The 12,623-nt window shown below is 65.6% G+C and carries 10 protein-coding genes; 7 read left to right on the forward strand and 3 right to left on the reverse strand.

Annotation, left to right across the window (positions count from 1 at the left end):
- Nucleotides 1-72 precede the first annotated feature (72 nt).
- From ACUJ46_RS08515 to ACUJ46_RS08535, 5 genes are all read left to right on the forward strand, one after another.
- Complete coding sequence (locus tag ACUJ46_RS08515) at nucleotides 73-1,170, forward strand: acyl-CoA dehydrogenase family protein (protein WP_445390038.1); 1,098 nt, start codon at nucleotides 73-75, stop codon at nucleotides 1,168-1,170.
- A 70-nt stretch (nucleotides 1,171-1,240) separates the two neighbouring features.
- Nucleotides 1,241-2,458 carry an acyl-CoA dehydrogenase family protein gene (locus tag ACUJ46_RS08520; protein WP_445390039.1) on the forward strand — a complete coding sequence of 406 codons (1,218 nt, stop codon included), beginning with the start codon at nucleotides 1,241-1,243 and terminating at the stop codon, nucleotides 2,456-2,458.
- A gap of 154 nt (nucleotides 2,459-2,612) precedes the next feature.
- The gene (locus tag ACUJ46_RS08525) at nucleotides 2,613-4,163 is read left to right on the forward strand and encodes an NAD(P)/FAD-dependent oxidoreductase (RefSeq protein ID WP_445390040.1); all 1,551 of its coding nucleotides are present in this window, start codon (nucleotides 2,613-2,615) and stop codon (nucleotides 4,161-4,163) included.
- Nucleotides 4,164-4,192: 29 nt separating this feature from the next.
- Nucleotides 4,193-5,614, forward strand: coding sequence for a hypothetical protein (locus ACUJ46_RS08530; RefSeq protein ID WP_445390041.1), 1,422 nt, complete (start codon nucleotides 4,193-4,195; stop codon nucleotides 5,612-5,614).
- Complete coding sequence (locus ACUJ46_RS08535; protein ID WP_445390042.1) at nucleotides 5,611-6,666, forward strand: glycosyltransferase family 2 protein; 1,056 nt, start codon at nucleotides 5,611-5,613, stop codon at nucleotides 6,664-6,666. Before ACUJ46_RS08530 ends, ACUJ46_RS08535 begins: the two co-directional genes overlap by 4 nt.
- Here the strand turns inward: ACUJ46_RS08535 and ACUJ46_RS08540 are convergent.
- Both ACUJ46_RS08540 and galE read right to left on the reverse strand, forming a co-directional pair.
- A complete protein-coding gene (locus ACUJ46_RS08540) occupies nucleotides 6,590-7,690 on the reverse strand; it encodes a glycosyltransferase family 2 protein (protein WP_445390043.1) in 1,101 nt (366 codons plus the stop codon). The genes ACUJ46_RS08535 and ACUJ46_RS08540 overlap by 77 nt on opposite strands.
- Complete coding sequence (gene galE / locus ACUJ46_RS08545) at nucleotides 7,687-8,691, reverse strand: UDP-glucose 4-epimerase GalE (RefSeq protein ID WP_445390044.1); 1,005 nt, start codon at nucleotides 8,689-8,691, stop codon at nucleotides 7,687-7,689. The genes ACUJ46_RS08540 and galE overlap by 4 nt, the downstream gene beginning before the upstream one ends.
- Before the next feature lie 74 nt (nucleotides 8,692-8,765).
- Between galE and ACUJ46_RS08550 the strand changes: the two genes are divergently transcribed.
- Nucleotides 8,766-9,815: a polysaccharide deacetylase family protein gene (locus tag ACUJ46_RS08550; RefSeq protein WP_445390045.1), complete on the forward strand. Its 1,050-nt coding sequence runs from the start codon at nucleotides 8,766-8,768 to the stop codon at nucleotides 9,813-9,815.
- Nucleotides 9,816-9,817: 2 nt separating this feature from the next.
- Nucleotides 9,818-10,819 carry a glycosyltransferase family 2 protein gene (locus ACUJ46_RS08555; RefSeq protein ID WP_445390046.1) on the forward strand — a complete coding sequence of 334 codons (1,002 nt, stop codon included), beginning with the start codon at nucleotides 9,818-9,820 and terminating at the stop codon, nucleotides 10,817-10,819.
- On the opposite strand, the gene ACUJ46_RS08560 is transcribed toward ACUJ46_RS08555, so the two are convergent.
- Nucleotides 10,792-12,525 (reverse strand): ABC transporter ATP-binding protein, encoded by a 1,734-nt coding sequence (locus ACUJ46_RS08560; protein ID WP_445390047.1) that lies wholly within the window; start codon nucleotides 12,523-12,525, stop codon nucleotides 10,792-10,794. The two genes, ACUJ46_RS08555 and ACUJ46_RS08560, sit on opposite strands and share 28 nt — an antisense overlap.
- Between the last annotated feature and the right edge of the window lie 98 nt (nucleotides 12,526-12,623).

Here is a 12,623-nt window from a genome sequence, read left to right on the forward strand (position 1 = left end):
GCGCCTCTTGCATTCGCTAGGCAATGCGGACCCGCCTGAAGGGTTAGTCGGAATGTCAAAAGGAGGCCTTCCATGAACTTCGATCTTTCGGATGACGCCAAGACCCTGCAGGACGCTGCCCGCAAGTTCCTTGACGCCCGCGCCGGCCCGGCTGTCGCGCGCAAGGTGATGAACGACGGCGCGACCCACGATGCCGAATTGTGGGCCGCCGTTGTCGAGCAGGGCTGGCCTGCCGCCCGCGTTCCCGAGGCCCATGGCGGCCTTGGCCTCGGGCCGGATGAAGCCTGTGTTCTGGCCGAGGAAATGGGCCGCAGCCTGGCGCCTGTTCCGCTGATGTCGACCATGGCCGTGATCGAGGCGCTGCTGATCGCCGGCACGGACGCGCAAAAGGCCGAATGGCTGCCGAAGCTCGCCGCAGGCGAAGCCGTCGGCTGCCTTGCCTGGGCTGAAGGCGATGCGAAGTCCATCGCCGCGACGCCCGCCACCCGCCTTGAGGGCGGCAAGCTTTCCGGCATGAAGAGCCCGGTTGTCGATGGCCGCATCGCCACTGTCGCCGTCGTCACCGTCGCCACGGCCGATGGCCCGGCCATGGCGCTCGTTTCGCTCGATGGCGTGGCGCGCGAGGCGGTTGAAACGCTCGACCTCGTCCGCCCCTCCGCGACGCTCAGGCTTGATGGCGTTGCCGCCGAGGCGCTGGGCACCGCCGCCGACTGGGTGAAGCTGACCGAGCGCCTCGCCGTCCTCCTCGCATGGGAAGCCCTCGGCACCGCCGAGGCCGCCCGCGACATGACCCTTGCCTACGCCAAGGACCGCGTCGCCTTCGGCCAGCGCATCGGCCGTTACCAGGGCGTGAAACACAAGCTGGCGGACATGTACATCAAGGCCGAGCTGGCCCGCGCCCATGCCATGCACGGCTGCTGGGCCTGGGCCGCCGAAGCGCCCGAGCTTGCGCAGGCGGCGGCCGCCGCCCGTGTCGCGAGCCTCGACGCCCTGAAGCTGACAGCCGAGGAATCGGTGCAGCTCCATGGCGGCATCGGCTTCACCTGGGAGCATGACTGCCAGTTCTACTATCGCCGCAACCGCCAGCTGGCGGCTGCGCTGGGCAGCGCCGCCCACTGGGCCGACAGGCTTGTACGCGCGCTGGAACAGAGGAACCGGGCGGCCGCCTGACGCTGCGGCCAAATGCCTGCTGGCCCATGGCATCGCCGGGCGGCAGGCTGGATGAAAAGGGAGACCCGACATGGATTTCAACGATACGCCGCAGGAAGCCGAATATCGCGCCCAGGTCCGCGCCTGGATCGATGCGAACGCGCAGGAATACATGACCTCGCCCGCAAAGCCCTACGAGCTCGACGAGTTCGTGGCGCACTGCAAGGCATGGCAGGCGAAGAAGCATGATGCCGGCTATGTCGGCATCACCTGGCCCAAGGCCGTTGGCGGCCAGGGCCTGACGCCGATGCACCAGATCATCTTCAACCAGGAAGAAAGCCGCACCTACGCGCCGACCGGCCTCTACAGCATCGGCCTCGGCATGTGCATCCCGACCGTGTTTACCCATGGCCAGCCGGAAATCGCCAGGCGCTATGTGCCCAAGGCCCTGCGTGGCGAGGAAGTCTGGTGCCAGCTCTTCTCCGAGCCGGTCGCCGGGTCCGACCTCGCCTCCATCCGCACCAAGGCCGTGCGCGAGGGTGACGAATGGGTCATCAACGGCCAGAAGGTCTGGACGAGCTACGCTCACCGGTCCGACTTCGGCATCGTCGTGTGCCGCACCGATTTCGACGCCCCCAAGCACAAGGGGCTCACGATGTTCATCGTCGACATGCACGCCCCCGGCGTCGAAGTGCGGCAGATCAAGCAGATGTCGGGCGGCGCCGAATTCAACGAGGTGTTCTTCACCGACGTTCGCGTGAAGGACAGCCATCGCCTCGGCGAAGTGGGCGAAGGCTGGAAGGTGAGCCTTACCACCCTCATGCACGAGCGCCTCGCCGTTGGCGGCAAGCCGCGCCACGCGCCCGGCTATGACACGCTGATGAAGGTCGCCACCGGCATCGAGACGGAAAACGGCCCGGCGATCGAGCGCACGGACGTGCGTAACCGCATCGCCGAGACCTACATCAACGACGAGGGCATCAAGCTGACCCAGATGCGGGCGCTGTCCGCCCTCTCCCGCGGGCAGATCCCGGGTCCGGAACAGTCGATCTCGAAGGTGGTCATCGCCAAGACCATGCAGGACATGTCGTCCTTCGCCCTCGATCTCGCCGAAGGCTCCGGCTTCGCCGTTGAAAAGGGCTCCGACCTCGAAAAGCTGCAAGGCTCCTACCTGGCAGCCGCCGGCCTGCGAATCGCGGGCGGCACCGACGAGATCCTGCGCAACATCATCGCGGAACGCGTGCTCGGCCTGCCCGGCGACATGCGCCCCGACAAGGACACCCCGTTCAGCCAGATCAAGCCTCTCTGAACGGCAAACAATTGTTAAAGGGCGGTGGCTTCAGCCTTTCCAATGGCTGGCAACCGCCCTTTTCATTTGCCTTCTGTCTCTGCCCCTGCAAATTTGGTGCCTGAAGTCTGCAGCCCGGTAGTGTGTCAGGAAGACCGTGTCGGAGGGCAGACCCATGTCGATGCCCAAGGGCAGAGAGGCGAGTTCCTACATGTACAGCGTTCACGGCAAAGGCGGACAGGATGACAGCGGGGCCGGCGGATCGGCCGCCAGGCCGGGCGGCGAGACCCGCGTGGCGATCGTGGGGGCCGGCCCGGCCGGCCTGACGGCCGCCTATGAACTGCAACGCCTTTCCCCATCGGTGAAGCCACTGCTTTTCGAAGCCGACAGGATCGTTGGCGGTATCGCGCGGACCGAAAGCTACAAGGGCTATCGTTTCGACATTGGCGGGCACCGCTTCTTCACCAAGGTGGGTGAAGTCGAGCAGATGTGGCACGAGGTGATGGGCGATGATTTCATCATTGTCCCCCGCATGAGCCGCATCTTCTACCGTGACCGCTTCTTCCACTACCCGCTACGGCTTCTCAATGCGCTGACCAACATCGGTGTCTATGAAGCCGCGCGCATCATGCTGTCCTACTTCAAGTGGCAGATCCGCCCCTCGAAGGAAGAGGAAAGCTTCGAGCAGTGGGTGACGAACCGCTTCGGCGGCCGCCTCTACATGCACTTCTTCCGCAGCTACACGCAGAAGGTGTGGGGCATCCCGCCGTCCCAGATCCGGGCCGACTGGGCCGCCCAGCGCATCCAGAATCTCTCGCTGATGAAGGCCGTGATGAACGCCATCACCGGTTCGAACGACACCGCCAGCCTGATCGAGAAATTCCACTATCCCCGCCTCGGCCCCGGCATGATGTGGGAAAAGGTGGCCGATCTCGTGCAGAAGCGCGGCGGCACGCTCGACATGGAAACGAACTGCACGCGCGTGCTGCGCGATGACAGGCGCGTGACAGCCATCGAAGTCGAACAGGCCGGCACGAAGCGGTTGGTCGAGGCCGAGCATTTCATCAGCACCATGCCCATCCGCGAACTGATCCAGAAGATGGAGCCTTCGCCCCCGGCCGAAGTGGTCGAAGCGGCCAACAAGCTTTCCTATCGGGACTTCCTGATCGTCACGCTGGTGCTCGACCATCCGGATCCCTTCCCGGACAACTGGATCTACATCCATGATCCGGGCGTGAAGGTTGGCCGCATCCAGAATTTCCGTGCATGGTCGAAGGAAATGCTGCCGAATCCGGAGCATGCCTCGATCGGGATGGAATATTTCTGCAACGAGGGAGACGAGCTCTGGTCCATGCCCGACGCCGAGCTTCTGAAGCTCGCCGGCCGCGAACTGGAGCGGCTAGGCCTCGCAAATGCGGATAGCGTCGTCGATGGCACCGTCATCCGCCAGTTCAAGGCCTATCCGGTCTATGATGGCGAATATCGCGATGCCCTCGATACCGTGGCCGGATGGCTCGGCACGTTGGAAAATTTCCAGACCGTCGGCCGCAACGGCCTGCACCGCTATAACAACCAGGATCATTCGATGCTGACGGCGATGCTTGCCGCCCGCAACATCCTGGGCGAAAAGCATGATGTGTGGTCGGTGAATGTGGAGCGCTCCTATCACGAGGAATTCCAGCTGGACGAGAAAAAGCCGGCACCGGGCGGCCAGCTGGCCGCCTGACCAGTGACTGCAGCCGGAACCGGCGCTGCATGAACGCCCATCGCATCAGCCGCATCGGCATTGCCGGCAGCTTGCTGCTGCTTGGGCTGCTGCTCCTGTGGCCGGCAATGGTCGCACGCTCGCCGCTGCAATTCTTCGATACGGAAGCCTATCTGAATTCCGGGGAGGCAGTCGCCCGGCAGGCGTCCATCGTCCTCGAACGGCTGATGCCGGCGGAGCCTGCAACCAGCGGCGGCGGCGCTGTGGCAGGCGCCGAAGACTCCCGCCCCTCGATGGTGCGCTCACTCTATTATTCGGCCTTTGCCTGGACCACGGCCGTTGCCGTGCCACCGGAAGGCTTCCTCACCCTCTATGTACAGGCGCTTGTCATCGTCACGCTGCTGGCGCTGCTGCTCGACCGGGCCGTCCTCGCTGACCGGCGCGGCCTCGCGCTGGCAGGCGGGGTGCTTGTGCTGTTCACCGCCCTTCCCTTCCATGTCTCGTGGATCATGCCGGATATCTGGGCGGCCGCCCTCATCCTCGTCGGCCTCATCGTCGTGCGCGGCACGGAGCGGCTGAAATGGGGCGAGGCGCTGTTCCTCTTCATCGTTTCGAGCTTTTCCATCGCCGCCCATTATGGCCACCAGCCGCTGGCGGCAGGGCTGGCGTTCGTCGTGCTGCTGCTGCTGGCGCTGCGCCGCAGGCTCGGCTTCATGGCGCTGGCCCTGATGCTGGCGCCGCTGGCCGCCGCCATGGTCGCCAACATGGCGGCATCGGCCATCGCCTTCGATGAAGTCAGCACGGCCCCGAAACGCCTGCCCATTCTACTCGCCCGCTCGCTTGTCGATGGCCCGGCGCGATGGCATCTGGAAGACGCCTGCCCAGAGGCCGATTACGAACTGTGCAAGGGCCTGGAGGATCTGCCCCGCGACCTTGGCGGGCTGTTGTGGGAGGACGGCGGCGTCGCCGCAGGGCGCAGCGATGCCGAACTCGACCGCATTCGCGCGGAAGAGCCGGTGATCCTGTGGCGCAGCTTCCGGGATTATCCGCTGCAGCAAAGCTGGTCGCTTGCCGGCAATGCCGTCAGCCAGCTGGCGCTTGTGGGGCTGGATGATTTCCACTGGGCGCCGCTGCGCAAGGGCCCTGATGGCAAATGGCTGTTCGTGCAGGAGGAACGCGACCGCACCGGCCTCGATGCCCTCGGCCTCGTCATCAGCCTCGTGGTTGCGGGTGCGGCGTTCGGCCTTGCCATCCTCTGGCTGAGGGGCCGGCTGGACCCGGCCCGGCGCGAAGCGGACCAGCTCATCCTGCTGCTGTCGGCCCTGTTGATCAACGCCGTCATCTTCGGCGGCCTGTCTGCGCCGGTCGATCGTTACCAGGGCCGCATCGCCTGGCTTCTGCCAGCCCTTCTGCTGGCCTTCTGGCTGTCGCGCAGGGCCGATGCCGCCCACGGCAAGGCAGTGCCGGCATGACCTCCATCATGGCCGTCGTGCCCGCCTACAATGCCCAATGGTGTCTTTCCCGCTGCCTTTCCGGCCTGCTGGCGGGCGGCTTCGCCCCGCAAGAGGTTGTGGTGGTCGATGATGGCTCCACGGACAACACGCAGGCCATTGCCCGCGAGGCTGGCGTCCGGCTGGTGGCCAGTGCAGGGCGCTCAGGTGCGGCGGCAGCCCGCAACCTCGGCGCGCGCACGGCCATCGATGCCGGGGCCGACCTTCTGCTGTTCGTCGATTCAGATGTTGTCGTCCATGCCGATGTGCGGGACATCGCCATTGGCGTCTTCAACAGCGAACCGGATGTGGACGCCGTCTTCGGCGCCTATGACAACCGCCCCGCCTGCCGGGGCCTCACCAGCCAGTATCGCAACCTGCTGCACCACCATGTCCACATGGAAGGGCCGGATTATGCCCGCATCTTCTGGACAGGCTGCGGCGCGGTCAGGGTTTCCGCCTTCCAGCGGGTCGATGGCTTCGACCCTGCCATGCGGATGATGGAGGATGTGGAGTTCGGCAACCGCCTGAGCCAGGCGGGTGGTCTGATCCGGCTGGCGCGGACCATGCAGGGCAAGCATCTGAAATGCTGGACGCTCGGCCAGATGGTCAGGATGGACATCTTCGATCGCGCCATCCCCTGGAGCCGGCTGATGCTGTTCGAAAGCGGCATCGAGAGCGAATTCAACCTCTCGCCATCCCACCGGCTGAGCGCCATCATGGTGCTGGTGATCGCCGCAACCCTTGCCGCCACGCCCTTCTGGCCGCCGGCCTTCGCCATCACCCTGGCCGCCGCCTTCTGGTTCGTCATGCTCAACATGGGCCTGTTCCGCGTGCTGCGGAAAAGGCTGGGGCTATGGGGCGCAATCGGCTGCATGCCGCTTCACATGGTGCACTATGGCTGCGCCATGACGGGCCTTGGCTGGATCATCCTTACTGAATTCCTGCCATCCCGGATCATGGGCAGGGCCGGGCCTGAACGCCGCCCGAAAAGCGGTGGTGCGCCGAAGCCCGGGCAAGGTCGGCGGCCTTGAGCCAGTGGCGATCACGCGTGGCAAGAAGCATGTGACCCTCCACGGGCACCGTCGCCGGGTCGGCGGCCAGGAAGGACTGTCCGAGCGCCGGATCCCGCGGGCGCGCACCGAGGGCGGCGCCCGCAACCCAGGCAAGGGAACGCAGAGCCTGCCGGACCACCTGCAAGGGCTGGCCGGGAAGGATCGCCCGCAAATGGCCAAGGGCGGCTGCCGGGCTTCCGGCCGCTGCGATCTGGAGCGCGAAGCCGAAGGTCCGCGCCCTTGCCAGGCCGAACACCCAGGCCGGCACCTCGGGGGCCTCACGCGCGACGAGATCGAGCGCCATCAGATTGGAACGCGCAGCCCGCGCCACGCTGCGCGACATGTTCGCGCCATGCATGCGGTAGCCCACAAGCGCCTGCGGCACGAAGGCGGCCGGCCCGCGCATGGCCAGCCGCAGCTGAAGCAGAAGATCTTCGGCGCCTTCCACCCCGGATTGCCGCAGGATCGGATCATGCCCGCCACAGGCGCGTGCAAGATCCACAGGCGCCATGATGCTGCTGACATTGGTGAAATAGGTGGTGGCGATCTGCCGGCAAAGGGTTTCACCCGATATGTCGGCAAGGGTGCGCGGGTTGGGCAGGATACGCCCTTCTTCGTCGATCAGGCGGTGGCCCGTATAGACAAAGGCGGGCCGGCCCTGGTCCAGCGCCTCCGCCGACCGCGCCGCCTCAAGCTGGCGGGCGATCTTGTCCGGGTGCCACAGATCATCGGCGTCGAGCCAGGCGGCCCATGTTCCGCGCGCGCGGGCAAGCCCGGCGTTGCGCGCCGTGGCGACGCCGCCATTGGCCTTGGCGATGACGCTGATGCGCCCATCGCCTGCCGCCAGCCGGTGGGCAAGCGCCGCCGTGCCGTCGGTGGAGCCATCGTCCACGATCAGGATCTCGATGGCCCGGTGGGTCTGGGCCGAGACGCTGGCAACCGTTTCCGCAAGCGTCGCCTCGGCGTTCCACGCCGGGATGATCACGCTGACATCAGGCGTCATCCGGCAGCGCCCGCCCTTTCCGCGCGCAGCTTTTCCCAGGCGATTCCATCCTGCAGCATGGTGGCGATGCTGTCATGCTTCGGCGTCCAGCCAAGGCGCTTGCGGGCAAGTCCTGCGTCGGCAACGATCGCCACCGGGTCGCCCGGCCGGCGCGGCCCTTCGCGCACCTCGAAGGGCTGGCCTGCAAGGCGCTGCGCTTCGGCGATGACGGCGCGGACGGAATAGCCATGGCCATAGCCGCAGTTGGCCAGCAGGTTTTCGCCCCCCCCCAGCAGATGGGAAACGGCCGCCGCATGGGCGGCCGCAAGGTCGCTCACATGCACGTAATCGCGGATGCAGGTGCCGTCGGGCGTGGGATAATCCGTGCCGTGGATCTGCATGAAGGGCCTTTGCCCGGCCGCCGCTTCCGCCGCGATCTTCATCAGATGCTGGCTGTCGGCCGAAGGGCCGGAACGCCGCTGCGCATCGGCGCCCGCGACATTGAAGTAGCGAAGCGTGACATGGCGCATGGCGCTGACGGCGCACAGATCGGACAGGATCCATTCCGCCGCCAGCTTCGACCGGCCATAGGGGGATTCCGGGGCAGTCGGGCTGTCTTCCCTGACCGCGCCCTGGCCGGCATTGCCATAGACAGCCGCCGTCGAGGAAAAGACCATCGCCCTGACGCCGGCGCGATGTGCGCTTTCGAAGAGGCTGCGGGCCATGCAGACATTGGCGCCATAATAGCCGAGGGGGTCGGCAACCGATTCATCCACCTTGATGCGGGCGGCGAAGTGGACAACGGCATCGATCCCGCGGCTGCGGATCACGTCGGCAAGCGCCGGGTCGGCACAATCCATGCGGATGAACTCCGCCTGTGCAGGCACGACCGAAAGGCTGCCGCGCGAAAGATCGTCGACGATCACGACGGACCAGCCACGATCGAGGAAATCGAGCGCAGTATGCGAGCCGATATAGCCCGCACCGCCCGTAACAAGGATTTTCGGCTGCCCGTTCGCCATGACCGGCGAATCTCCCCTACGCTTACCGCAACGGCCCTTTGCCAATGCCGTCAGCATATTGCATGGCATATGGCATGAGTGGAAGCATGCGTATTCTGGCCCGCAGGGCATGGCAGGCGCAGATGCGCTTGCGCGCCCGGCACCAGCGTCACGGGCTGGTGCTCATGTATCACCGCGTGGCGGAACCGGCGGCCGACCCATGGGGCCTTTCCGTGACGCCAGCCCGTTTCGCCGAGCATCTGGACGTGATCCGTCGCTACGGCGAACCCATGCCCCTTGCCCGCCTTGCCGACAGCATGACAGCGCCGGACAGGCCGCGTCGGTCCATCGCCATCACCTTCGATGACGGCTATGCCGACAATGCGCTGAACGCCGCCCCCATTCTCGAAGCGCGGGACATGCCGGCCACCATCTTCGTGGTGAGCGGTGCCGTCGGCCGGCAGCGGGATTTCTGGTGGGATGCGCTGGCACGGGCGATTCTCGCCCGCCCGTCGCTCCCCGCAGAACTACGGCTGGTCGTGGATGGCAAGCCGCTTGAATGGGTTGCAGGCGAAGCAGGCTGGGCGACACCCGATGCGCCAGCCAACCGGCACTGGAACGCACAGGATGAACCGCCCAGCAACAGCCGCCAGCAGCTCTATCTTGATCTCTGGGCGCTTCTGAACAGCCAGCCGGCGGACGAGGCCGAGCGCCTGTGCCAGGCGGTGATGGACTGGGCCGGCGAAGATCGGCACGGCCCGCCGGAAGATCGCATCATGGATGCTGGGCAGGTTGCACAGCTTGCACAAGGCGGTCTGATCGAGATCGGCGCGCACACTGTCGGTCATGTCCCGCTCGACACCCTCGACCACCGGCAGGCGCTGCGCCAGATCGGCGGCAGCCGGCAGCAGCTCGCCGATATATGCGGCCGTGAAATCCAGAGCTTTTCCTACCCCTTCGGCCGCCTGCGACGGGAAACGCCGCAGATCGTGGCGGAAGCGGGCTTTCGCCAGGCATGCGAGAGTTTCAGCTGGCGCCAGCTCGCCTTCCCGGAAACCAGCCGTTACCGGATACCGCGCCTCGTGGTGCCCGATCTCGATGGTGACCGCTTCGCCGCCCATCTCATGGACCATTTCGGAGAATGAGCATGTCAGCCCCCAGGGTTTCGGCCATCATGATCTTCCTCAACGGGGAGAAATTCATCGCCGAGGCGATCGACAGCATCATTGCCCAGACCTTCACCGACTGGGAACTGATCCTCGTCGATGATGGCAGCACCGACGGTTCGACCGCGATCGCGAAATCCTATGCGGAACGGCACCCCGGAAAGATCCATTATACGGAGCATCCCGGCCACGAAAATCGTGGCATGTCCGCTTCGCGCAACCGCGGTATCGCGATGGCGCGGGGCGATTATGTCGCCTTCCTCGATTGCGACGATGTGTGGCTGCCAAGGCGGCTGGAAGTCCATGTCGGCATATTGGATGCCCACCCCGACGTCGCCATGGTGATGGGCGCGACCATGTGGTGGCGCAGCTGGACCCGGCAGCAAGGCGGGCTTGAAAACAGCTGGATGGACGACCCGCGCGACCAGATGCTGCCTACCCATCAGCTGCTGCCGGCCCCCACGGTTGCCACCAGCTTCCTCGAAAGCCGGGGCAAGACCCTGTGCGGCATCTGCAGCCAGACGTCGCGGCGGCAGGCGATCCTGGATGTCGGCGGCTTCAACGAGGCCTTCCGCACCCTTTACGAGGATCAGGTCTTCCTGTTCCGCATGTGCCTGCGCCACCCCGTGTGGGCCATTCCGGATGTGCTCGACAAATATCGCCAGCACCCCGATTCCGCCTGCAACAGCGAAGGCCGGGTGACCGGCGATGCCCGCATGCGCCCCATCTTCCTTGCCTGGCTGCAGGACCATCTGATCGACAGTGGCGTGAAGGACGAAGGCTTCTGGCGCGCCTTCCGCGCCGAAATGCTCCGCTATGACCAGCCGCGCGTCTGGTGGCTTTCGCGCCTGCCCGCCCGCGCGCGGGACTGGTGGAACGTGAAGAGCCGCCGCGCGCTGATGCTGGCGCTGACCCCGGCCGGCTACAACAGGCTGCGTCGCCTGTTCGGCAAAAGCTATGTCGATTTCGGCTCGGTGCGCTGAATCCGCCCGGCCTTGATACGGACCACATGATCGACATGGCTGAGCGCATCTGCGCGATGGCTGACGACAAGCATCGTCTTGCCCGCCATCAGGGCGGTGATCCGCTCCCGGATCCGCTCTTCCAGCGCCGGCTCGAGCGCGCTCATCGCTTCGTCGAGGATCAGGATGTCGGGTTTGCGCACCAGCGCCCGCGCCAGCCCCAGACGCTGGCGCTGCCCGCCTGAAAAGCTGAGCCCGCCCGGACCGATACGGGCATCGAGGCCTTCGGGAATGGCTTCGATGTCATCCAGTATCTCGACCAGCGCGCAGGCCTCGCGCACCTCGGAGTCTGTTGCGGCATGGTTGGCAAGCCGGATATTCTGCACGACGGTGCCTTCTACCAGTTCCACATCCTGCCCGGCGATGGCTATGCGCGAAAGCCAGCTTTCCCGCCGTATCGACAGCAGATCTTCCCCATCGACAAGGATGCGGCCCGACTGCGGTTCGTAAAGGCGCAGAAGCAGGTTGATGATGGTGGACTTGCCCGAACCGCTCGGCCCGGCGAGCGCCGTTATCCGGCCGGCCGGGATCTCGAAGCCGGCCTCGTGCAGGCTGTCCGGGCGGCGGGCATCGTGGCTGAAGCTGACGGCTTCGAACAGGATGCCGCGGGCAAGGCCGGAAAAATCCTTAGTGCCTTCGGTCGGCCAGCACTTGTCTTCGGTGCGGATCATCTCGTGCAGGTTCACGAGCGAGGGGCTGATGTTGGCAAGCGCGAGGCGCTTTGTCTCAATTCCGCGCAGGTGCGGCTGCATGCGGAACAACAGCAGCGCCGAGGCAATGATGGTGGGCACATCAACCCCGGCCCGCCCCGCAACCGCCGCGATCACCACGAGTGTGCCGAGGCTGCCGATTTCGCCGATCGGGCCGTTGAGCGCCTTCAGCCGCTCCACGCGCACGGCTAGCGCCCGCACGCGCGATGATGCCTTGCCGAACAGGTCTAGCACATGGCGTTCCTGGGCAAAGGCGCGGATGGTGCGCATGCCGTGCAGGCTGACAAGCATCCGCTCGGCCAGAAGCTGGTTTTCAGCCAGCAGGCGCTGGCCGATGCGGCGGATCGGCTTGAACAGCAACCGCAGCGCCAGGAACATGAACAGGGCGGACAGGCCCGCCGTCAGGGTGATTTCCCACGACAGGAACAGAAGCCCGAAACCGAAGACCATGATTGCGCAGATGTGCACCGCAATCCGGGCGAGATGGTCGAACGCTTCGGCTGCAAGCCATGTCTCGGTCGTCAGCGTATGGACAAGGGCGCCCTGCTCCCGCTCCTGCAGCCAGCGGTAGCCGACGGTGACATAGCGTTCATGCACCAGATCGCGCATGCGCTCCGCGAACAGGTTCGACATCGTCGTCGTCAGCACGCCATGGGCATAGATCAGCCCGGCGCTCAGCAGGATCAGCAGGAACAGGATGATGGCCAGTTCATCGGGCTGGGCGTCGAGACTCCCGCTCATGAAGGTGAACAGGCGCGCCAGCGGGCCTTCCACCTGATCGAGCGCGCGCGGATCGCCGAGAATGGTGAACAGGAACATGACGGCAAGGCCGATGCCCAGAGTCTCGGCAAAGGCCGCCGCCACACCGAAGCCGATCAGGAGCACCAGCCGCCAGCGCCAGCCATCCATCAGGGCGACAAGGCGGAGAACTTCCGTCCAGATGGATGCCGGCTTCATGCACTCTCCGAAACGCGAACCATGCCTTTGTCATTGCCGCGCCTTGGCGGAAACACAAGCAAAGGAATGTCATGCATAGTGCAAGTTGCACATACGAA

The sequence above is a fragment of the Sandaracinobacteroides sp. A072 genome (assembly GCF_052616365.1).